Origin of the sequence: Finegoldia magna ATCC 53516, assembly GCF_000159695.1 — a bacterium.
GTDB lineage: Bacteria > Bacillota > Clostridia > Tissierellales > Peptoniphilaceae > Finegoldia > Finegoldia magna_F.
Genome location: NZ_CM000955.1, coordinates 286,843 through 309,063, shown reverse-complemented (window position 1 = coordinate 309,063; position 22,221 = coordinate 286,843). Strand labels below are relative to the sequence as shown.

General features: G+C 33.5%; 21 protein-coding genes. All 21 read left to right on the top strand.

The features are described from left to right. Positions 1-49: 49 nt before the first annotated feature. Positions 50-289, top strand: coding sequence for a pro-sigmaK processing inhibitor BofA family protein (locus HMPREF0391_RS01380; protein ID WP_002835033.1), 240 nt, complete (start codon positions 50-52; stop codon positions 287-289). A gap of 86 nt (positions 290-375) precedes the next feature. Continuing rightward, entirely contained in the window at positions 376-1,011 is a 636-nt protein-coding gene (locus tag HMPREF0391_RS01375) for a 50S ribosomal protein L25 (protein ID WP_002835032.1), read from the top strand. A gap of 51 nt (positions 1,012-1,062) precedes the next feature. After that, positions 1,063-1,674 (top strand): dTMP kinase, encoded by a 612-nt coding sequence (gene tmk / locus HMPREF0391_RS01370; RefSeq protein ID WP_002835030.1) that lies wholly within the window; start codon positions 1,063-1,065, stop codon positions 1,672-1,674. Continuing rightward, on the top strand, positions 1,671-1,997 hold the full coding sequence (locus HMPREF0391_RS01365) for a cyclic-di-AMP receptor (RefSeq protein ID WP_002837271.1): 327 nt from the start codon (positions 1,671-1,673) through the stop codon (positions 1,995-1,997). Before tmk ends, HMPREF0391_RS01365 begins: the two co-directional genes overlap by 4 nt. A gap of 8 nt (positions 1,998-2,005) precedes the next feature. Next, positions 2,006-2,278 carry a cyclic-di-AMP receptor gene (locus HMPREF0391_RS01360; protein WP_002835026.1) on the top strand — a complete coding sequence of 91 codons (273 nt, stop codon included), beginning with the start codon at positions 2,006-2,008 and terminating at the stop codon, positions 2,276-2,278. Continuing rightward, positions 2,278-3,096 carry a DNA polymerase III subunit delta gene (locus tag HMPREF0391_RS01355; RefSeq protein ID WP_002835024.1) on the top strand — a complete coding sequence of 273 codons (819 nt, stop codon included), beginning with the start codon at positions 2,278-2,280 and terminating at the stop codon, positions 3,094-3,096. Before HMPREF0391_RS01360 ends, HMPREF0391_RS01355 begins: the two co-directional genes overlap by 1 nt. Continuing rightward, positions 3,089-3,931, top strand: a complete 843-nt coding sequence (locus HMPREF0391_RS01350; protein WP_002835023.1) for a PSP1 domain-containing protein — start codon at positions 3,089-3,091, stop codon at positions 3,929-3,931. The genes HMPREF0391_RS01355 and HMPREF0391_RS01350 overlap by 8 nt, the downstream gene beginning before the upstream one ends. An 89-nt stretch (positions 3,932-4,020) precedes the next feature. Beyond that, positions 4,021-4,191 carry a DUF362 domain-containing protein gene (locus tag HMPREF0391_RS01345; RefSeq protein WP_002835022.1) on the top strand — a complete coding sequence of 57 codons (171 nt, stop codon included), beginning with the start codon at positions 4,021-4,023 and terminating at the stop codon, positions 4,189-4,191. Positions 4,192-4,241: 50 nt separating this feature from the next. Further along, positions 4,242-4,955 (top strand): tRNA1(Val) (adenine(37)-N6)-methyltransferase, encoded by a 714-nt coding sequence (locus HMPREF0391_RS01340; protein WP_002835021.1) that lies wholly within the window; start codon positions 4,242-4,244, stop codon positions 4,953-4,955. Beyond that, positions 4,936-5,763 carry a 16S rRNA (cytidine(1402)-2'-O)-methyltransferase gene (gene rsmI, locus HMPREF0391_RS01335; RefSeq protein ID WP_002835019.1) on the top strand — a complete coding sequence of 276 codons (828 nt, stop codon included), beginning with the start codon at positions 4,936-4,938 and terminating at the stop codon, positions 5,761-5,763. Before HMPREF0391_RS01340 ends, rsmI begins: the two co-directional genes overlap by 20 nt. After that, a complete protein-coding gene (locus HMPREF0391_RS01330; protein ID WP_002835017.1) occupies positions 5,760-6,713 on the top strand; it encodes a DNA double-strand break repair nuclease NurA in 954 nt (317 codons plus the stop codon). The genes rsmI and HMPREF0391_RS01330 overlap by 4 nt, the downstream gene beginning before the upstream one ends. Continuing rightward, entirely contained in the window at positions 6,713-8,533 is a 1,821-nt protein-coding gene (locus tag HMPREF0391_RS01325; protein WP_002835015.1) for an ATP-binding protein, read from the top strand. Before HMPREF0391_RS01330 ends, HMPREF0391_RS01325 begins: the two co-directional genes overlap by 1 nt. Before the next feature lies 1 nt (position 8,534). Then, positions 8,535-9,221: an acyl-[acyl-carrier-protein] thioesterase gene (locus HMPREF0391_RS01320; protein ID WP_002835014.1), complete on the top strand. Its 687-nt coding sequence runs from the start codon at positions 8,535-8,537 to the stop codon at positions 9,219-9,221. Between the two features lie 195 nt (positions 9,222-9,416). Then, a complete protein-coding gene (locus tag HMPREF0391_RS01315) occupies positions 9,417-12,971 on the top strand; it encodes a DNA-directed RNA polymerase subunit beta (RefSeq protein WP_002835013.1) in 3,555 nt (1,184 codons plus the stop codon). A gap of 16 nt (positions 12,972-12,987) precedes the next feature. Continuing rightward, positions 12,988-16,596 carry a DNA-directed RNA polymerase subunit beta' gene (gene rpoC / locus HMPREF0391_RS01310; RefSeq protein WP_035109664.1) on the top strand — a complete coding sequence of 1,203 codons (3,609 nt, stop codon included), beginning with the start codon at positions 12,988-12,990 and terminating at the stop codon, positions 16,594-16,596. 60 nt (positions 16,597-16,656) lie between these two features. Beyond that, complete coding sequence (locus HMPREF0391_RS01305) at positions 16,657-17,490, top strand: energy-coupling factor transporter ATPase (protein WP_002835011.1); 834 nt, start codon at positions 16,657-16,659, stop codon at positions 17,488-17,490. Positions 17,491-17,499: 9 nt separating this feature from the next. Beyond that, a complete protein-coding gene (locus HMPREF0391_RS01300; RefSeq protein ID WP_035109070.1) occupies positions 17,500-18,351 on the top strand; it encodes an energy-coupling factor transporter ATPase in 852 nt (283 codons plus the stop codon). Continuing rightward, positions 18,348-19,145 (top strand): energy-coupling factor transporter transmembrane component T family protein, encoded by a 798-nt coding sequence (locus HMPREF0391_RS01295; protein WP_002835009.1) that lies wholly within the window; start codon positions 18,348-18,350, stop codon positions 19,143-19,145. Before HMPREF0391_RS01300 ends, HMPREF0391_RS01295 begins: the two co-directional genes overlap by 4 nt. Continuing rightward, entirely contained in the window at positions 19,142-19,876 is a 735-nt protein-coding gene (gene truA, locus HMPREF0391_RS01290) for a tRNA pseudouridine(38-40) synthase TruA (protein WP_002835007.1), read from the top strand. The genes HMPREF0391_RS01295 and truA overlap by 4 nt, the downstream gene beginning before the upstream one ends. 12 nt (positions 19,877-19,888) lie before the next feature. Continuing rightward, on the top strand, positions 19,889-21,469 hold the full coding sequence (locus HMPREF0391_RS01285) for an ABC transporter permease subunit (protein ID WP_002835006.1): 1,581 nt from the start codon (positions 19,889-19,891) through the stop codon (positions 21,467-21,469). Next, positions 21,459-22,199: an amino acid ABC transporter ATP-binding protein gene (locus HMPREF0391_RS01280; protein ID WP_002835005.1), complete on the top strand. Its 741-nt coding sequence runs from the start codon at positions 21,459-21,461 to the stop codon at positions 22,197-22,199. Before HMPREF0391_RS01285 ends, HMPREF0391_RS01280 begins: the two co-directional genes overlap by 11 nt. Positions 22,200-22,221: the final 22 nt, after the last annotated feature.

Here is a 22,221-nt window from a genome sequence, read left to right as displayed (position 1 = left end):
TGGTTTATACCCAAAAAATTATTTAAATAAACAAGAGGAGTTGATTTTAATGAGCGCAGCTACAATTATAATTGTGTTAATTAGCGTTGCAATTTTGGCGCTATTTTTTAAAATTTCTTTTAAATTGGGAATTCATGCACTTTCTGGTTTTGTGGGAATTTTTATTTTAAATATTTTCTTAAGCTTTTTCAATCTTCATATTCCATACAATTTGGTAGATATGTTAATTGCTGGTATTTTAGGTATTCCAGGATTGGTAATTCTATTTTTATATTATTTTGTCATTTAATCTAACTAAAATATTAAATTTGTTGCGAAGAAATCACTTATTTGGTATAATTAATAGAGATTTTAGATTACTTAGGAGGAAAATAAATGACTAACTATAAATTAGATATGCAAAAAAGAGACGAAGTTGGCTCAAATGCAGTTAGAAAATTAAGAGTAAAAGAAATGGTTCCAGGAGTTATTTATGGAAAAGACTTAGAACCAATTAATGTATGTGTTGATGAAAAAGAATTAAGAAAAGTTCACTTAATGGCAGGAACTTCAAGCTTAATCGATGTTAAAGTTGATGGTGAAGACCATACTGTAATTATCAGAGAAGTTCAAAAACACCCATTCAAAAATCAATATGTTCACGTTGATTTCAAAGCGATCAAAATGGGCGAAGTTGCAAACTTCACTATTCCTGTTGTATTAGAAGGAAGAGATGAAATCAGAGTTCAACCATCAGTATTAATGCAATTATTAGACGAAATCGAAATCGAATGTTTACCAAAGAACTTACCAAACGAAGCTGTTGTATCAGTTGTAGATATGCAAATTGGCGAGACTTTGGAAGTAAAAGACTTGGATGTATTCAAAAATGCTGATATAAAAGTTCTTAACGAAGAAACAGAAGCAGTATGTTCATTATCTGAACCAAAAGAAGAAGTAATTGAAGATAATGATGCTGAAGTATCTGCAGATGTTCCAACAGTTGGCGAAACTGAAGAAGACGCAGAATAATAAAATAGAAAAAATAAAGCGAGTTAACTCGCTTTTTTTATAGGATAAAATATGTTTATTACTTTTGAAGGTCCGGATGGCAGTGGGAAATCAACCATAATTCAAAAAGTTTACGATTATTTAATCGAAAATAATTACGATGTGATTAAAACTAGAGAACCTGGTGGAAGTCCCATTGCTGAAAAGATCAGAAATTTGATACTTGATACTGAAAACACCAAAATGGGTTACAGAACAGAAGCTTTGTTATATGCAGCTTCTAGGGCACAACATGTTGAAGAGACAATCCTTCCTGCTTTAAACGAAAATAAAATTGTTTTGTGCGATAGATTTCTAATATCTTCTCTTGCATATCAAGGTGTAGGAAGAGATTTGGGAATTGAAAATGTTAGGAAGATAAACGAATTTGCTATAAATGGAGTTTATCCTGATTTCGTTTTGTTTTTTGATGTTGATCCTATTACTACTTTGAAGAGAAAATCTTCTTTGGATACGGCAGATAGACTTGAAAAAGAGGGTAATAATTTCCATGAAAGGGTATATAATGGATATAAAGAGATTCTAAATTCTGAAAAGAATATAGAAATTATTGATGCAACTCAATCTGTAGAAGACGTATTTAGTCAATGTATAAAAGTTTTAAAAAGGAGAAATATTTTATGAAACTAGTTGTTGCAATTGTTCAAGATCAAGATGTATATAATTTGAATGCAGACCTTACTGAAGCTGGTTTTAGAATTACAAAGTTAGCTTCAACTGGCGGATTTTTGAAGACGGGAAACAGTACTTTATTAATAGGTACTGAAGATGAAAATGTAGATAAATGTTTGGAAATCATTGAAAATGATTGCAAATCAAGAGAAACTACAACTTCAATGCTTTCTGTTAGTATGCCAGGAACAAACTACATATCATATCCTGTAGAGGTTATGGTAGGTGGAGCTACTGTATTTTTACTAGAAGTAGATAAGTATTTGAGATTTTAGGTGATTTTATGAAACTTATAGTTGTAATTATGGAAGATGACTTGAGTCATATTCTTTCAAAAGAATTGTTGGAGAATAAAATATCTTCTACAAAATTATCATCAACAGGTGGATTTTTGAAAAAAGGAAACACTACGATGTTGATTGGTACTGATGTAGAAAAAGAACAATCTATTTTAGATTTGATTAAAAAAGTATGTGACGAAAATGATATTGAATCTGATAATGAATCAAAGGCTAATATTTTCGTTATGGATTTAGAGGATTTTAAAAAGTTTTAATGTTACCGAAAAACAAAACTTTGATAAATCAAGTCAATAATAATAAAATTTCTAACCAATATTTACTATATGGTGGGAATTTAAACGAAATAAATTATGATGCTGAGGCTTTGATATACAATTTGCTTGTTAGTAACTCAAATTTGAAGTTGAAGTTTGATAGGGATAAGTTATCTGATTTGTTGGTAATAGAACCTGAGAAAAATTCTATAACCATAGATAAAATCAGAGATATTGCAAAATTTGTATCCACAAAGCCTTTTGAATCTAATAACAAGGTCGTGTTGATAAAACAGGCTGATTTGATGAGAACAGAGGCTTCAAATGCTCTTTTAAAAAATTTGGAAGAGCCAAAGCCTTTTGTCTATTTTATATTACTTACAGACAATAAGAATAAACTTCTGAAAACTATTATTTCCAGATGTCAAGTAATTAATTATCTAAGTGAAAGAGAAAATGAAAAATTTGATTATACGATAGCTTTGGACATTCTGGATAAATCTATGGGACAAAATCTTCTGACGATGTTGGATTCGAAGGAATACTTGTCCAATTTTCAAAAAGAGACAGATGTATTGTTTGATTTTTTGATGGAGTTTTATTCGTCATTTTTGAAATTCGTGAAGACCAAGGACGGGTCTTCTTTGAACAAAGATTTCGTGAAATTGTATAGGAAATATCCAAAGGCTAATGAGAGAATCATCGTAGATACTTTGGATAAGATTGAGTCTGTAAGGGGATATTTTAAAGTTAATGCGAATTTTGAGCTTTCTATGGAAGAGCTTTTATTGTATATAATGGAGGAAAACTATGCTTGATGTAACTGGTGTTAGTTTTAGACAAGCTGGTAAAGTGTATTACTTCGATTCCAATAATCTAAAATACAAACTAGGTGATCACGTAATAGTGGAGACTGCTCGTGGTATTGAGTATGGAGTTGTTGTAAAAGAAAATTTTGAGATAAACGAAAAAGAATTGTCGTCTGATTTGAAACCTATCATAAGATTGGCTGATAGTGCAGATGATTATATTTATATGGAAAATAAAAAGAAAGCTAAGGAATCCATCGAAGTCTGCAAAGAAAAAGTTAAAGAATTCGGTTTGGATATGAAGTTAGTGGACTGTGAATATACATTTGATAACAATAAGGTTATTTTTTATTTTACTTCAGATGAAAGAGTTGATTTTAGAGAATTAGTAAAAGAATTAGCCAGAATTTTTAGAATCAGAATAGAATTGAGACAAATTGGAGTGAGAGATCAAGCAAAGATTGCAGGAGGAATTGGCCCTTGTGGTCAAAGATGTTGTTGCAACAGATATATGAGAAATTTCAATCCAGTTAGTATCAAGATGGCAAAAGACCAATCGCTATCGCTTAATCCTTCAAAAATCAGTGGGCTTTGTGGAAGACTTATGTGTTGCTTGAATTATGAGCAAGAAGGTTATGAATGCAAATTAAAGAAAATGCCACACGTTGGTCAAAAAGTTACTACTGAGATGGGAGAAGGAGTTGTGACTGAAACTAATACTCTTTTGGAATCTGTGAAAGTAAAAGTGATGACAGAGGATGAGACAGAAGAATTAATCCAAGTAAATGTAGACGAATTAATCGATTTTAATAAGTGCGGTGGATGTAATCATAAATGTCATTAAACCACTTGCATTTATTCTAATAGTGTGTAATAATGATTGTAGAGCATAAATACATAATACGCTCTAAAATTACAAGGGGGTAAAGCAATATGGCTTATAAAATTTCTGACGATTGTATCGCTTGCGGACAATGTAAACCTGAATGTCCAGTAGATTGTATTTCTGAAGGGGACATTTATACAATTGATCAAGACGCATGTATTGATTGTGGTTCTTGTGCTGACGTATGTCCAGTAGATGCTCCACATCAAGACTGCTAATTTTAGGGGAGAATTAGACTACTCATTTTTGAGTGGTCTATTTTTTTAATATGAAAAGAGAACATTTTATACCAAAAACCGATTTAAAAATAATTGTTGATGACGAGAAATTTTCTTTTACGATTGACTCCATCCTCCTTACAGATTTTGCAAAAATGAAAAAAGACACTAATCTTATAGATATTGGTTGCGGGACAGGGATATTGCTGTTGAGATGTATGACTTTGTACAATTTATCAAAATGCATTGGAATTGAAATTCAAAAAGATGTTGCAGATATGCTGGAAGAAACTATTGCGATTAATAATTTGTCAAATGTCGAAGTTATTAATGACGATTTCAAAAATGTCGACATCAAAAATGATTCAATCGACAACATAATAGTTAACCCACCTTATCAAAAAAACGGCCACGGTATTTCTAATAAGAATACTAATTTTCAAACATCGAGATACGATAATGAGATGAAATTGGAAGATTTATTTGAATTTGCAAAGTTGAAGCTCAAATCTAATAGATCTTTGTTTATGATAAATAGATGCGAGAGATTGGTCGATTTATTAAGCATTGCAAGAAAATATAATATGGAAGCAAAGAGAATTAGGTTTGTACAATCGAGAATTGACGATAAGCCCAATCTCGTGATGATACAATTTGTGAAAAATCAGAAACCTTTCTTGACTTTTGAGAAAAATCTGATTATTTACAATGATGAAGACTACACGGAAGAAGTGATGAATATATATGGAATTAGAAAAGTCTAAAATTTATGTTGTGCCAACTCCTATTGGAAACTTGGCAGATATGACTTTGAGGTCGTTGGACGTTTTGAAAAATGTGGATGTGATTTATTGTGAAGATACACGAAATACATCGAAATTACTGAATTATTACGACATCAAAACGCCTCTTGTGAGTTATCACAAGCACAACGAACAAAGTAGGTCAGAAGAAATTATCGACAAAATTTTGTTGGAAAATATAAATTGCGCTGTAGTAAGTGATGCGGGAATGCCTTCTATTAGTGATCCAGGACAAATTTTACTAGAAAAGGCGATTGATCGAGATGTCGATATTGAAGTATTACCGGGCGCAAGTGCTGCAATAACTGCTTTGGTGAGAAGTGGATTCGATAGTTTGCAATTTGCATTCTTGGGATTCGTGCCAAGGAAAAACACTGATAAAAACAAATTCTACGACCAAATCAAAAATGCGGCGATGACTACAATAATATACGAATCGGTTCACAGAGTTGAAGCGACAGTCGAAGAACTCAGCGAGTTTTTGGGAGATAGAAAAATTTGTGTTTTAAGAGAGCTTACCAAAATTCACGAGTCCGTTATGAAAGGGACGTGTGCTCAAGTTATCGAAATGTTAAAAAACGAAACTGTAAAAGGTGAATTCGTAATAGTGATCGATAAACTCATCGAAGAAGATGAAGATATAGATGTAAAAGAAAAACTCACAGAACTTATCAACGATGGAATATCTAAGAAGCAAGCTGTGAAGATTGTGAGCGAGATGTACGGATTGAAGAAAAATGATGTCTACAAAGAGAGCTTGGAATTATGATTTCAAAAGATTTGATGGATGAAGTATCTCGTTTAAATAAGAGACTTAAAAGTAGAAAAAGTGTCTCTAAATTAAGCAGAGAAGATATCAGAAATTTAATAACAAATGAAATTGGGAAAATCAAAGTTTACGATAGATTTAGTGTTGACAAGCTAAAAGAAATTAAGCAATATGGATGTATTTGCGTTGTAGATGGCTCAGTTAATAGAATCGGTGCAAATTATCCGAACTATGTGGAGTTTTTTCAGTCAATGGCTCTTCTAAGCTCTGACCAAGAGCCGCTGGTAAAGGCGGATATTTTGTGTCCGTTGGTGGATGAATTTTCAGAACGCGATCAATTCCAAATCTCCAAACAAACATTGTGTGCTACAGAACTTGTCGTAGCAATTGAAGCTGTAAAAAAACATGATATAAAAATACTTATGATGGACGGAACTTTAATGAGATATTGCCTTGAAGCGGAAGATTTATACAATGATTTGGTCGAACTTTGTGATGAGAAAGGTGTTATTTTAGTTGGAGTTGTCGAAGAAATCAGCACGAAGATTATTATGAACACATTTCAAGAAAACGGAGTTGATGTTGGGATGCTTTTCGATAGAGAAGCGTTGTTCAATGTATTAGATATGAATGAAGGTTTTGTCGTAAATGAGCATAAATCCAGAAAAAAAGAGTACGATATAGAACAAGCTTTTATAAGAACATCTAAGGATCCTTGCGTAATAGCTATCGACATTCCATCGCAAAACATGGATGATTTTGATGAAATAATTTCTTTCGTGCTTACACTGTCTGATGAAAACACAAGAGGAGTGCCGTTTTTGTTGGATTTGGTCGACAAGAAAACAAGGATTGACAACAAACAAGCTGAAATTTTGGCGAAGAAATACTTGGATACTGAAATGTATCAATCGATATTTAGATCTCAAAGGAGTAAAAGAGTTATATAATGAATGATTTAGATTTTAGAGTAGTCGGTATGACCGACCAAATCGAATGTTACGTGGCTAGTAAATACGATAGACTAAGAATCAATGAATATATGATTGTGGAAGATATCAAACAAGGGGATATTTTGTGTCAAGTCACAGAAACTCACAGTGTTAATGAATTTATGGAGTCAAACACCGCCGATTCTTATATAACCAAAGAACAAATTCTAAAACTTCAAGTAGTAGGATACAACATTTCTGAAGGCATCAAATACATTTACAAATTCAGAGTGATGGACGATCCAGCATTTGCGATTGAAGCGGGATCTACAGTCAGAAAACCGAAATTTGATGAGATTAAACATTTATTTTATTCTGGTACAATTGACAAATCACTTGAAATTGGAATTATTAAAAACACCGAAGAAATTTATAAAACCTGTCCTGAAGAATATAAAAATTTGCTTAAGATCATGGATTCTAATCAAAATATTCACGATCAAGAAGAATTGGTGTATTTATTTAACTACTACAATATGATTGAATATCCACATATTGGTATTTTTGGTGGTTCGGGTTCTGGTAAATCATACGGGCTAAGAGTAGTAATTGAAGAATTAATGAAAAAATCTGTTCCAACAATTGTGTTTGATCCACACAACCAAATGGTATTTAAGGATAGGACACTTGAAAATTATGGGGTTGATTTTTCTGACAAATTTGAAGTTTTAAAAGTTGGGGAAGATTTGGGAATTAATTTTCCTGACTTGAACAGATATGAGCTTATCAGTTTGATAGAAACACAAGGAGAACTCACAGAATCCATGAAATCTGCTTATGAAGCTATCCTTGACAAAGACTCAATAACACAATCGAGCGCAAATGCTTTTTTGGATTATTTGACAACCATATCCAAAGCCTTGTCAGATAAGGAAGATGATACGACGGGATACTATGAAAGATTTTCACAACTTGTAAACGTGGATTCGCTTCAAGCTGTTATCAGGAGATTTAATAGATTACTGAACACAGATATATTCTTGAACACTTCGCAAAAACTTTTCGAAGCACTAAAAGATGGCAAAACAGTTATAATTCAAGGTACGCAAAAGATGCTAAATTTGTACGCATCGTACGCAGTGAATTCTTGTTATAGAAAAAGAAGAAGATACGTTGATGCTATGACAAACGAATATTTTCCGATTATTTGTATGGTTTTTGATGAAGCTCACAACTTCTGCGGTAGTGACCAGATATCTGTAACACGAAGAATTATCAAGGAAATCGCCCAAGAAGGTAGAAAATACGGAGTTTTCCTAATATTAGCATCGCAAAGAATGGCAGCTATCGAACAGACTACAATTGCACAGTTGTCTACAAAATTTATTTTTAGAATTTCAACTGAAAAAGACCTTGAAGTTATCAGAAAAGAAACTGATTTGTCCTCAGAAGAAATACGAAGACTACCATATCTATCAAATGGTGATGTATTCATTTCCCAAGCTCAAATCGGAAAAACATTGTTTGCAAGGATAAGACTAGCATACACTACACAACCGAAATTCAAAAATCCTTTTGATGAAATGTATCGAATGCTACAAATAAATGTTCAAAAGAAAAATCAATCGGATATGGAATTATTCAACATGCTAAAAGAAGACAACGTATTTCCAATAACTCTTGATTTGTTCAGAATTTGTAAGATAATCGAAGAAAGACACAATATAAAAATGAGTGTCAATGATTTGGAAAACAAATTAAATAAGCTTAGCAATGATGGATATATTACCAAGAAAAAATCTATCATGGGAGAAAGCTATTATTTAAGAGAGGAGTAATATGAAAGTTAGTTTAAATACGAAAGTTATGAACGTGTTTTGTGGGATAAATTCAAAAATCAGATTGAACAAGTTATTCGATTATATGCTTGAATGTTCCATTAAACAAGAAGAAATACTCAAAGAACAACTAAAAGATTTGAATGGAAGTTGGATTATATATCAATGGGATGTTGATATACATGACATGCCTGAAAGATTTGACGATTTGACAATTCAAACTTACCACACATATACAAGAAAATTCTACGCTTTTCGTAACTACGATGTTTTTAAAAATGGTGAATTAATTGTAAGAGCTAAAACAAAATGGCTGCTTGTTAATCCGGAAAAGAAGCTTCCTATGAGAATAAGTGATGAACTTGGAGTGATTTACGGAAGAGAAGATGGTTATGACATTGTCGAAAAGGATTTGGAACTAATAGACGGCGATTATAAAAAGTGTGGCGAATACACTGTAAGAAAAACAGATATAGATTACAATTATCACGCAAATAATGCTAGATATATCGAATGGATTGAAAATTATCTGGACGATGATACAATCAAGAAAGTGGAAGTTGTGTATAAAAAAGAACTTAAATTAGATGAAAGTGTAGAGATTTATAAATTAGAAAAAGATTGCAGTATTTATTTCAAATTAATTTCTAATGGAGTATTGAAAACAACAATAAAAATTACGAAATAAATTTAACTCACAAAATGATTTTTTGTTTTGTGAGTTTTTTTAATTTTAAATATGAAAAATAGCCGAAATTTAATAAAAAAATAATTGACAAAATAAAAATGTTGTTATATAATTCTAAGATACAGTATAAAAATGGATAATTATGCTATAAAGTAGATTATTTAGGAGTTTAAGATAGTATAAGGGGTGAAGTATATGCATACTGAAAAGTATGGAGTAACGGACAGAGTTAGCTTTTCTAGGAACAAAAATGTTTTGGGACTTCCAAATCTTATTGGTATTCAAACTGACAGTTTCGATTGGTTTGTAAAAAAAGGTATCAAGGAAGTTTTTGAAGACATTAGTCCTATAAAAGATTATGCGGGAAGTCTTGTTTTGGAATTTGTGGATTATTATTTTGAGGAAAATCCAAAATATACAATCCAAGAGGCAAAAGACAGAGATACTAACTATTCTTGCCCGTTAAAAGTGAAAGTAAGATTAATTAACACCGACACAGAAGAAGTAAAAGAACAAGAAGTTTTTATGGGTGATTTCCCTTTGATGACAGACAGTGGTACATTTATCATCAATGGTGCTGAAAGGGTAATTGTAAGCCAACTTGTAAGAAGTCCTGGTGTTTACTTCGCCGAAGAAATTGATAAATCAGGTAACAGCAACTTCGCATCTACAGTTATTCCAAACAGAGGTGCTTGGTTAGAAATGGATACTGATGCAAGTGGTGTAGTGAATATTAGAATCGACAGAACTAGAAAATTACCTGTTACTACATTACTTAGAGCTTTATTATTTGACACTGATGAAGAAATAATTGAAGCTATGGGAGATTCTGAAATTTTAAGAAAAACTCTCGAAAAAGAAATTTCAAAAGACAGAGAAAGTGCTTTAATTGAAATTTATAAGAAATTAAAACCGGGAGATCCTGCATCTTTGGAAAGTGCAGAACCTTTGATTAACAATATGTTCTTCGACAGTAGAAGATACGACTTAGCAAAGGTAGGACGTTACAAATTCAATAAAAAATTATCTTTGAGAGATAGAATTACTAATCAAAAAGCAAAAGAAGATGTTGTGGATACATCAACAGGAGAAATTTTAGCTACTGCAGGAGATTTGATTACTGAAGAAATGGCAATCGAAATCGAAAATGCAGGTATAAATGTTGTTGATGTTATCGGACACGAAGGTCAAAGCGTTCGTGTTATCGGTAATCACTTTGTCGATTTGGATAGTTTTGGTTTGGATATGGATTTATCTGATTTGAATTTGTCAGAAAAAGTTTATTATCCTATTATGGAAAAAATCTTGGAAGAAAATGATGACGAAAAATCAATCAGAAGAGCGATTGAAGAGAATGTTCATCAATTATCTCCAATTCATATAATCCATTCAGACATTTTGGCATCAATTAACTATGAATTCAATTTATTCTTTGGAATTGGTTCAACTGATGATATCGACCACTTAGGTAACAGACGTGTAAGAACTATTGGTGAATTGTTGCAAAATCAATTCAGAATTGGTTTATCAAGAATGGAAAGAGTTGTAAGAGAAAGAATGAGCACACAAGATCCAGACTTGGCAACTCCACAATCACTAATCAACGTTCGTCCAGTTACAGCTGCAATCAAAGAGTTCTTTGGTTCAAGTCAGTTGTCACAATTCATGGAACAAACAAACCCATTGGCAGAACTTACTCACAAGAGAAGATTGTCAGCTTTGGGACCAGGTGGTTTGTCAAGAGATAGAGCAGGGGTTGAAGTGCGTGACGTTCACGACTCTCACTATGGTAGAATCTGTCCGATAGAAACACCAGAAGGACCAAATATCGGTCTTATAACTTCTATGACAACTTATTCTACTACTAATGAGTATGGATTCTTAGAAACTCCATACAGACGTGTAGACAAAGAAACTGGTGAAGTTACTGAAGATATTGTTTATTTGACAGCTGATGAAGAAGATAAATATATAATTGCACAAGCGAACGAACCATTGGATGAAAACTCTAGATTTATAAATGAAAGAGTTTCTGGTCGTGGTATAAACGGAGAAAATGATATTTATCCAAGAGAACTAATTGACTACATGGACGTTAGTCCGCAACAAATCGTATCTGTAGGTACAGCTATGATTCCTTTCTTGGAAAACGACGATGCTACTCGTGCGTTGATGGGTTCAAACATGCAAAGACAAGCAGTTCCATTGTTGGCAACTCAAGCGCCAATTATTGGTACTGGAATTGAACACAAGGCTGCTAAGGACTCTGGTGTTGTAGTTAAAGCAAAACACAAAGGTACAGTCACAAAAGTATCTTCTGATATAATTGAAATCACTCGTGATGAAGATAGAAAAGTTGATAAGTACACTATTCGTAAATTTAAAAAAGCAAACCAAGGTACAACTTTCAACCAAAGACCGATTGTAAACAAAGGTGACAAGGTTGATGTTGATGATATAATCGCAGATGGTCCAAGTACGAACATGGGAGAAATGGCTTTAGGTAAGAACATTCTTATTGCATTCATGACTTGGGAAGGATACAACTACGAAGATGCGATGTTATTAAACGAAAAATTAGTTGTAGATGATGTATTGACATCTGTTCATATAGAAGAACACGAATCAGAAGCTCGTGAAACAAAATTAGGCGCTGAAGAAATAACTAAAGATATTCCAAATATCGGAGAAGATATGAGAAAGAATCTTGACGATGAAGGAATTATTAGAATTGGTGCTGAAGTAAAATCAGGAGATATTTTGGTAGGAAAAGTTACTCCAAAAGGAGAAACAGAATTATCTGCTGAAGAAAGACTATTGAGAGCAATATTCGGCGAAAAAGCTAGAGAAGTAAGAGACACTTCATTGAGAGTTCCTCATGGTGAATCTGGTGTTGTTGTTGATGTTAAAACTTATTCAAGAGCAAACGGCGACGAATTATCTCCAGGTGTTAACAAAGTAGTTAGAGTATTCGTAGCTACTAAGAGAAAAATCATGGTTGGGGATAAAATGTGTGGTCGTCACGGTAACAAGGGTGTCGTTTCAAGAATTATGCCAGAAGAAGACATGCCATATTTACCAGATGGTACACCAGTACAAGTAGTTCTTAACCCATTAGGGGTACCAAGTCGTATGAACATCGGACAAGTACTTGAAGTTCACTTGGGACTTGCTGCTAGTAAATTAGGTTGGAAAGTTGCTACGCCAGTATTCGATGGTGCAAGTGACATTGAAATAGAAGACGCTTTGGAAGAAGCAGGATATCCAAAAACAGGAAAGATTTGGTTAAGAGATGGTAGAACTGGAGAATACTTCGACAACCCAGTAACTGTAGGATACATGTATATGTTAAAACTACACCACATGGTTGCAGAAAAAATCCACGCCAGATCAACAGGACCATACTCTCTTGTAACTCAACAACCATTGGGTGGTAAAGCTCAATTCGGTGGACAAAGATTTGGAGAAATGGAAGTTTGGGCATTAGAAGCATATGGTGCAGCTCATACTCTTCAAGAAATTTTAACTGTTAAATCAGATGATGTTGTAGGTCGTGTTAAAACTTATGAAGCAATTATTAAAGGTGAAAATATTCCTGAACCAGGAATTCCTGAATCATTCAAAGTTTTAATTAAAGAACTTCAATCATTATCTTTGGATGTTAAATTACTTGATGAAAATAACGAAGAAGTCGAATTGATAGAAGAAGACGATGATTCTAGCGAATTCGGCAGCGATGATAGACTATAAGAAAGGAGAGGGCTCCTTGGTACAAAAAAATACTTTTGAAGCTATGAAAATTGGTTTGGCTTCACCAGACAAAATCAGACAATGGTCTTGGGGAGAAGTTAAAAAACCAGAAACTATCAATTATAGAACATTAAAACCTGAAAAAGAAGGTTTATTCTGTGAAAAAATATTTGGACCTACAAAAGATTACGAATGTAATTGTGGTAAATACAAAAGAATAAGATACAAGGGTATTGTATGCGAAAAATGTGGTGTAGAAGTTACAAAATCAAAAGTTAGACGTGAAAGAATGGGCCACATTGAACTTGCAACTCCTGTAAGTCATATCTGGTATTTCAAAGGAATTCCATCACGTATGGGATTGTTATTGGATATGAGTCCTAGAGCACTTGAAAAAGTTCTTTATTTTGCATCATTTGTAGTTATAGATCCAGGTAAAACTGATTTATACGAAAAACAATTATTAACTGAACAAGAATACGAAGAATACTGTGATAAGTACGAAGAAGATGTTGATTTCAGAGCCAAAATGGGAGCTGAAGCAATCAAAGAACTTCTTCAAAAAATAGACTTACAAGAAGAATACAAAAATTTAACTGAAACTTTTGAAGGGGCAACTGGACAAAAGAAAGTTAGAATTTTAAGAAGACTTGAAGTTGTAGAAGCATTCATCGAATCAAAGAATGATCCTTCATGGATGATTATGGATGTAATCCCAGTTATTCCACCAGATATCAGACCAATGGTACAACTTGAAGGTGGAAGATTTGCTACAAGTGATTTGAATGATTTATACAGAAGAGTTATTAACAGAAATAATCGTCTAAAAAGATTATTGGATATTGGATCTCCTGAAATCATTGTAAGAAACGAAAAAAGAATGCTTCAAGAAGCAGTAGATGCTCTTATCGACAATGGTAGACGTGGTAAACCTGTAACAGGACCTGGTAACAGACCATTAAAGAGCTTGTCAGATATGCTTAAAGGTAAATCTGGTCGTTTCAGACAAAACTTGTTAGGTAAGAGAGTTGACTATTCTGGTCGTTCAGTAATAGTTATCGGACCAAACTTGAAATTCTATCAATGCGGTCTTCCTAAGAAAATGGCTCTTGAATTGTTCAAACCATTTGTAATTAGAGAATTAGTTAAGAGAGAAATTTCACACAATGTTAAAAACGCTAAGAAATTAGTTGAAAGAGAAAATGACAGAGTGTGGGATGTTTTGGAAGATATTATAGTCGATCATCCAGTATTACTAAACCGTGCACCGACATTGCACAGACTTGGTATTCAAGCATTTGAACCAATATTAGTTGAAGGGAAAGCTATCAAACTTCACCCATTGGTATGTACTGCATACAATGCGGACTTTGACGGCGACCAAATGGCAGTCCATTTGCCACTTTCACCAGAGGCACAAGCAGAAGCTAGACTTTTGATGTTAAGTACGAATAACATTCTTGCACCAAAAGATGGTAAGCCAATCACAACTCCTTCACAAGATATGGTATTGGGCTCATTCTATATGACTACTAGAAAAGAAGGTCAAAAAGGTGAAGGATTAATCTTCAAAGATATTGATGAAATGATGTTAGCTTATGCTATGCATTATGTAACATTGCAAACAATAGTAAAAGTTAGACGTGACAGTGTGAATAACGATGGTACAAGTAAAATTGTAGAAAGCACTGTTGGTAGATTTATCTTCAACGAAGGAATCCCTCAAGATTTGGGTATGGTGAACAGAGAAGAAGATCCATATTCGCTTGAAGTTGATTTGCAAGTTGACAAGAAAATGCTATCTAAAATCATCGATTTAACTTTCAGAAAATATGGAAATATCAGAACTGCTGAATTGTTAGACTACATCAAGTCTATGGGATACAAATACTCCACAATTGGTGCATTGACAATATCAATGGGAGATATTACAATTCCTGATTCTAAGAAGGGAATAATTGAACAAGCTGAACAAAGAATTGATATGGTTCAAGACATCTATCTTCAAGGGGATATTACTAACGAAGAAAGATACAAGAAAGTTATCGAAATTTGGGAACAATGTATTAAAGATGTAACTAGAGCATTGATGACAAACCTTCCTGCTGATAACAACTTGAATATAATGGCCGTTTCTGGAGCCCGTGGTAGTGAAAACCAAATCAGACAATTAGGTGGTATGCGTGGTCTTATGTCCGATACTGCTGGTAATACAATCGAAATTCCTATCACATCAAACTTCCGTGAGGGTCTTTCAGTACAAGAGTTCTTTATTTCAACTCACGGTTCAAGAAAAGGGCTATCAGATACAGCGCTTAGAACTGCAGACTCTGGATATTTGACAAGAAGACTTGTAGATGTATCACAAGATGTAATCATAACTGAAGATGATTGTGGTACTGATGAATATATAGTTGCAAAAGAAATCAAAGACGGTAACAGACAAGTTGAAGATTTGAAATCTAGAATTATCGGTAGATATGCATTCGAAGATATCCTTGATTTGGATACTGGAGAAATCATCGTTCATAAAAATGATATGATTAATGAAGCTATTGCTGAAAGAATCGAATCAAAAGGTATCAAAGAAGTTAAAGTAAGAAGTGTTCTTGGATGTAAGATGAAACACGGCGTTTGTGCTAAATGTTACGGTAGAAACTTAGCTACTGGTAAGCCTGTAAACATTGGTGAAGCAGTTGGTATAATTGCTGCACAATCTATCGGTGAACCGGGTACACAATTGACAATGAGAACTTTCCACTCAGGTGGTATCGCCGGAGTAGGAATCACATCAGGTCTTCCTAGAGTTGAAGAATTATTTGAAGCTCGTAAACCAAAAGGACTTGCTTATATCACTGAAATAGAAGGTACAGTTAAAATTCAAGAAAACAAAAAGAGAAATGATGTTATCGTAACTGCTGAAGATGGCGAAGAAAAAGTTTATCAAATTCCTTACGGTGCTCACATTAGAGTTAACGACGGAGATCATGTTGAAAAGGGAGAACCATTAACAGAAGGTTCCATCAATCCACAAGATATTCTTAGAGTTAACGGAGCTGAAGGTGTTCGTGATTATATAATTAGAGAAGTTCAAAAAGTTTACAGACTACAAGGTGTAGACATTGACGATAAGCACATCGAAATTATAATCAGACAAATGATGAGCAAAATCAAAGTTGAAGAAAGCGGAGATTCTGGATTCTTATCAGGCAGCGTAGTAGATGCTAGAGATTTCAAGATGACAAATGAACAACTTGTCAAAGAAGGAAAAACTCCTGCAACAGGAACTCATTCATTAATGGGTATCACAAAAGCATCACTTGCAACTGAAAGTTTCTTATCTGCAGCATCATTCCAAGAAACTACAAGAGTATTAACAGAAACATCTATTAAAGGAAAAGTTGATCACTTAATAGGCTTAAAAGAAAATGTAATAATTGGTAAACTAATACCTGCCGGTACAGGAATAGCAAAATATGACAGAATTGAAGTAGATTATGACGGTAAAGCTGAAGAAGATATGATTGAAGCTGAAAAAGCACAACAATTAAATGATTCTGAAGAAGCGGAAGAATCTACAGTAAAATCTGGAAACTACGAATCATTACAAGATGAAGATAAATAATATTTAAGAATTAAGGGATGTAAATTTGCATCCCTTTTTTTATAAAATTGAGGAGTTTTGATGAAAAAAGATACAAACATCATAGAAATAAAAAACTTAAGTTTTCAATATGAAGGTTCATCAAAAAAAGTATTAAAAAACTTAAACATAGATATTAAAGAGGGAGAATTCATCTGCGTATTAGGCCACAACGGGTCTGGAAAATCTACACTAGCAAAACTCATCAACGCTCAATACATTCCAACAGAAGGTGATATTTTAGTTGGAAACATGAACACAAAAGATGACGATAGCTTGTGGGATATTCGTGAAATGTGTGGGATGGTATTCCAAAATCCTGACAACCAATTGGTAGCGACAATCGTCGAAGAGGACGTTGCTTTTGGTCCTGAAAATTTGGGAGTACCAAGAGAAGAACTTCGCAAGAGAGTAGATGAATGCCTTGAACTTGTGGGAATGAGTGAGTACAAGAGACACTCACCAGCGCTATTATCTGGAGGTCAAAAACAAAGAATTGCAATTGCTGGAATACTAGCGATGAATCCTAAGTGTTTGTTAATGGATGAGCCAACGGCAATGCTCGATCCTCAAGGAAGAAAAGACATATTAGATACTGTGTTAAAATTAAGAGAAATGGGCAAAACTATAATCCACATTACTCACTACATGGAAGAATGTGTAAATGCTGACAGAATAATCGTAATAAATGAGGGAGATGTAGTGCTTGAAGGAACGCCAAGGGAAGTTTTCTCAAATGTAGAACAAATGAAAGAAATAGGACTTGATGTTCCAGAGCCTACTGAAATCAGCTACCTTTTAAATAAATCAAATATAAATGTAAGATGTGATGTCCTTACTGTAGACGAACTCGTTGAAGCTTTGGGAGAATGTTAGGTGATAGATATGAAGATAGAATGCAAAAATTTAGAACATATTTATAACAAATCAAATCCGTTTGAAAAAGTTGCTCTCAAAGATATCAATTTAGAGATAAATCTTGGAGAATTTATTGGAATAATAGGACACACTGGAAGCGGTAAATCAACATTAGCACAACATTTGAATGGATTATTAGAACCGACAGATGGAGATGTATTAGTCGACGGAATATCAACAAAAACAAAAGTAAAAACAGATATAAGGAAAAATGTTGGACTAGTATTTCAATATCCAGAATATCAACTGTTTGAAGAAACTTGCTACAAAGACATTGAATTTGGTCCGAAAAATTTGGGGCTTACAGATGAAGAAATTAAAGAGCGTGTAGAGTGGGCTTGTGATGCCGTTGGATTAGATGTTGAACACATGAAAGAAAAATCACCATTTGAATTATCTGGCGGACAAAAAAGAAGGGTAGCAATTGCCGGTGTTTTGGCGATGAAACCAAAATTTTTAGTACTAGATGAACCGACTGCAGGGCTTGATCCATTGGGACGCGATATGATTTTAAATCAAATAAAACAACTTTTTGAGAGAGAAGACATGACAGTTATTTTGGTAAGTCATAGCATGGAAGATATCGCAAAACTTTGTAACAGAGTAATTGTTATCGACAAAAGTCAAATCTTTATGGACGATAAGCCGGAAGTTGTATTTAGCAAAGAAAAAGAGCTAAAGGAGATTGGACTTAGCATTCCACAATCTACACAAGTTGTGAGGAGATTGAAAGAAAAAGGATTAGATGTAAAAACGGATTGCTTGAATGTTGAACAAGCTTATGAAAGCATCAAAAAAGCTATGGAGGCAAAATCATGATAAAAGATATAACAATTGGTCAATATTTTGCAACTGATAGTATTATTCATAAGCTTGATCCAAGAGTCAAAGTAACATTTGTATTTTTATATATTATTGCGATATTTCTTATAAGTAAACTTTGGGTATACGCACCTGTATTGGTGTTCCTAATAGCTATAATCAAAATTTCAAAAATAAAACCAAATTTTGTATTCAAAGGAGTTAAACCACTTCTTCCAATTATCTTGTTGACATTCATACTTAACGTATTAATGACACCAGGTGAAGTTGTGTGGAAATGGAAAATATTTACTGTTACAAAAGCTGGATTGAATTTGGGATTTTTTATGGCATTTAGGTTGATATTTTTGGTTTTAGGAACAAGTTTATTGACATTGACAACATCACCAATTGAATTAACTGATGCTATGGAAAAAATGCTGCATCCATTTGCTAAATTTGGATTTCCTGCTCATCAATTTGCTATGATGATGACCATAGCTCTTAGATTTATTCCGACATTATTTGAAGAAACAGATAAAATAATGAAAGCTCAAATGGCTAGAGGAGCAGATTTTGAATCGGGAAATATAATCAAAAGAGCGAAAAATCTCGTACCACTTCTAGTTCCATTGTTTATAAATGCTTTGAAGATTGCAGGAGAACTTGCAGTTGCAATGGAAGCCAGATGTTATCGCGGTGGAGAAGGAAGGACAAGGCTTAACGAATTATCATATCAAAAACGAGATTTCATAGCTTATGGAGTTATTATATTATTATTCATTTTAATTATCGTGAGTAGAATAATATGAAAAATATCAAATTAACAGTTCAATATGATGGTTCAAAATTTTACGGATGGCAGAAGCTGAATGATTTGCCATCCGTACAATTAGAAATAGAAAAAGCAGTGACAAAAATGGTTAATCAACCAGTGAAAATCAATGGAGCTGGAAGAACTGATAAAGGAGTTCATGCAAAAGGTCAAGTGTGTAACTTCATTGTTGACACAGATATTTCCGCGAATCAATTTCTAATGGGAGTCAACCACTTCACGAGTGATTCAATTGTCATAGTGAAATCTGAAGAAGTGGATTTGGATTTTCATGCGAGATTTAGTGCGAAATCAAAAACATACAAATACATTTTATGTAACAAATACTATATGGAGCCTTGGTTTAATGATTATAAAGGTCACAGAAAATACTACTTAGATTTTGATTTGTTACTAAAATGCAGAGATATGCTAATTGGAAAACATGATTTCACATCATTCGTTAATGATTTGGAAGAAGATACCAATCCAATTAGAACTATTGATGAAATTACAATAGAAAAAATTGATGATGATTTTGTATTCACATTTAAGGCGGAAAGTTTTCTTAGAAATATGGTTAGAATTTTGGTTGGAAGCATGGTTGATGTAGCCAGAGGAAGAAAAAGCATAGAATGGCTTAAAAATGCTTTGGAAAATAAAGACAGACAATCTGCAGGTATCACGATTGAGCCTTGTGGATTGTATTTAATGGATATCGAATATTAAAAGGGGGAGTAAATGAAAAACTTTACCAGAAAACTCATCAGCGTAGTTATGATACTAATGATGATGTTTGTTTTCATTGACACCGAATCTTTTGCCGAAAAAGATACATTTGTAATCGGAATGGAGGCAAACTATGCGCCGTTTAACTGGTCTCAATCGACAGACGCAAATGGTGCTTATCCTATTGAAAATAGCAAAGGGGAATATGCAAACGGATACGATTTGCAAATAGCTAAGAAGATTGCCGATAGTTTGGGCAAGAAATTAGTTGTAGTAAAAATGGAATGGGACGGACTTGCACCAGCAGTTATGAGCGGAAAAGTTGATGCGATAATTGCAGGTATGAGCCCAACAAAAGAAAGAAAAGAACAAATTGATTTCTCAGATACTTATTATAGTTCTGATTTGGTAATCGTAACTAAAAAAGATAGTAAATACATCAATGCAAAATCATTAAATGATTTAAAGGGTTTTAAAATCACTGGTCAATTGAACACATTCCATTATTCAGTAATCGATCAAATTAAGGATTGTGACAAACTACCTGCAATGGAAAGTTTTCCATCAATGCTGTCTGCAGTTTTAGCAGAGAAGATAGACGGATATGTTTCAGAAAAACCACAAGCTTTGAGTGCAGAAGCATCTAATGCTGAGCTTTCATACATTGAATTTGAAAAAGGTTCAGGATTTGAAACATCAGCAGAAGATACTTCAATTGCAATCGGGGTGAAGAAAAATTCTGATTTGACCAAAAAAATCAACGAAGCTTTGAAAAAAATCAGTCCAGAAGAAAGAGATAAGTTGATGCAAGAAATGGTAAGATTGAACGTGGAAAAAGACCAACCACAAGGATTCTTATCAAAAGTAAAAAGCATATTCAATGAATATGGATCGCTTTTCTTAAAAGGTGCATTGATGACGTTGTTCATCGCCAGTGTATCGACAATTGTAGGATTTTTAATTGGCATATTGGTGGCAGTTATTAGAAATATGAAATTAGACAAAGATAAAAATAAGTTCACTTATTATCTTCACAAAGTCATTAATTTCATTTTAGCTTGTTATGTTGAAATATTCAGAGGGACACCAATGATGGTACAATCAATGTTGATTTATTTTGGAGCCAAATTATATCTTGGAATTGATATGGCGCCAATTAGTGCAGCTTTGTTCATTGTAAGTGTCAACACTGGAGCTTATTTGTCAGAAGTTGTACGTGGTGGAATTAATTCTGTCGATGTCGGACAAATGGAAGCTTGTAAGGCTTTGGGAATGACACACGGACAATCAATGATTAATGTAATCTTGCCACAAGCAATCAAAAACATCTTGCCTTCTATCGGAAATGAGTTTGTAATCAACATCAAAGATACATCAGTATTGAACGTAATCAGTGTTACAGAATTATTCTTCGTATCCAAATCAATTGCAGGATCAACTTATAATATATTTGAAACGTACGCAGTTACTTGCGTTATCTATTTCGTGTTGACATTCTCTTTGACAAGACTTTTATTATTTATTGAAAAGAAATCTAATAACAGAGAATACGTAATGGAAGCTACAACTGGAGGAATGTTCAATGGAAAATAAAATAATAGAGTTACAACATTTGAAAAAAAGTTACAACGGAGTAGAAGTTCTAAAAGATATCAACTTCACGATATCAAAAGGTGAAGTTCTATCTATTATAGGATCATCTGGTTCTGGTAAGTCTACTATGCTAAGATGTATTAATCTTCTAGAAAAACCAACTGGTGGAGATATTTTGTATCATGGAGAATCCATACTTTCTTCCAAATTTAATCAAAACAAATTCAGATCCAAAGTAGGTATGGTATTTCAACAATTTTATTTGTTTGAAAATATGAGTGTAATGGATAATTGCACTGTCGCTCAGATCAAAGTTTTGAAAAGAGACAAGGTATCGGCAGTTAAAGAAGCTAAGAAATATTTGGAACTTGTAGGAATGATCGACCATTCACACAAGAAACCAAGTATGCTATCAGGTGGACAAAAACAAAGAGTTGCCATTGCAAGAGCATTGTGCATGAATCCAGAAGTTTTATTGTTCGACGAACCAACATCTGCATTGGATCCTGAGATGGTTAACGACGTATTGCAAGTAATGTCAAAACTTGCAGAAACGGGGATGACGATGGTAGTCGTGACACATGAGATGCAATTCGCTAGAGATGTGTCCACAAGAGTTTGTTTCATGAATGAAGGCTACATCATTGAAGATACAGATCCAAAAACAATGTTCACAAATCCAAAACACGAAAGAGTTAAAGAATTCTTGAAAAATTACTTGAATAACTAAAACAAACGCCCTTTATCATACG

Excerpts from the sequence above, each read along its gene's own strand:
- HMPREF0391_RS01360 (WP_002835026.1), top strand. The coding sequence starts at position 2,006 with ATGAAACTTATAGTTGTAATTATGGAAGATGACTTGAGTCATATTCTT.
- HMPREF0391_RS01285 (WP_002835006.1), top strand. The coding sequence starts at position 19,889 with ATGAAAAACTTTACCAGAAAACTCATCAGCGTAGTTATGATACTAATG.
- HMPREF0391_RS01280 (WP_002835005.1), top strand. The coding sequence starts at position 21,459 with ATGGAAAATAAAATAATAGAGTTACAACATTTGAAAAAAAGTTACAAC.
- tmk (WP_002835030.1), top strand. The coding sequence starts at position 1,063 with ATGTTTATTACTTTTGAAGGTCCGGATGGCAGTGGGAAATCAACCATA.
- rsmI (WP_002835019.1), top strand. The coding sequence starts at position 4,936 with ATGGAATTAGAAAAGTCTAAAATTTATGTTGTGCCAACTCCTATTGGA.
- HMPREF0391_RS01350 (WP_002835023.1), top strand. The coding sequence starts at position 3,089 with ATGCTTGATGTAACTGGTGTTAGTTTTAGACAAGCTGGTAAAGTGTAT.
- truA (WP_002835007.1), top strand. The coding sequence starts at position 19,142 with ATGAAAAATATCAAATTAACAGTTCAATATGATGGTTCAAAATTTTAC.
- HMPREF0391_RS01380 (WP_002835033.1), top strand. The coding sequence starts at position 50 with ATGAGCGCAGCTACAATTATAATTGTGTTAATTAGCGTTGCAATTTTG.
- HMPREF0391_RS01340 (WP_002835021.1), top strand. The coding sequence starts at position 4,242 with ATGAAAAGAGAACATTTTATACCAAAAACCGATTTAAAAATAATTGTT.
- HMPREF0391_RS01365 (WP_002837271.1), top strand. The coding sequence starts at position 1,671 with ATGAAACTAGTTGTTGCAATTGTTCAAGATCAAGATGTATATAATTTG.
- HMPREF0391_RS01295 (WP_002835009.1), top strand. The coding sequence starts at position 18,348 with ATGATAAAAGATATAACAATTGGTCAATATTTTGCAACTGATAGTATT.
- HMPREF0391_RS01330 (WP_002835017.1), top strand. The coding sequence starts at position 5,760 with ATGATTTCAAAAGATTTGATGGATGAAGTATCTCGTTTAAATAAGAGA.
- HMPREF0391_RS01315 (WP_002835013.1), top strand. The coding sequence starts at position 9,417 with ATGCATACTGAAAAGTATGGAGTAACGGACAGAGTTAGCTTTTCTAGG.
- HMPREF0391_RS01375 (WP_002835032.1), top strand. The coding sequence starts at position 376 with ATGACTAACTATAAATTAGATATGCAAAAAAGAGACGAAGTTGGCTCA.
- HMPREF0391_RS01325 (WP_002835015.1), top strand. The coding sequence starts at position 6,713 with ATGAATGATTTAGATTTTAGAGTAGTCGGTATGACCGACCAAATCGAA.
- HMPREF0391_RS01355 (WP_002835024.1), top strand. The coding sequence starts at position 2,278 with ATGTTACCGAAAAACAAAACTTTGATAAATCAAGTCAATAATAATAAA.
- HMPREF0391_RS01320 (WP_002835014.1), top strand. The coding sequence starts at position 8,535 with ATGAAAGTTAGTTTAAATACGAAAGTTATGAACGTGTTTTGTGGGATA.
- HMPREF0391_RS01305 (WP_002835011.1), top strand. The coding sequence starts at position 16,657 with ATGAAAAAAGATACAAACATCATAGAAATAAAAAACTTAAGTTTTCAA.
- HMPREF0391_RS01300 (WP_035109070.1), top strand. The coding sequence starts at position 17,500 with ATGAAGATAGAATGCAAAAATTTAGAACATATTTATAACAAATCAAAT.
- HMPREF0391_RS01345 (WP_002835022.1), top strand. The coding sequence starts at position 4,021 with ATGGCTTATAAAATTTCTGACGATTGTATCGCTTGCGGACAATGTAAA.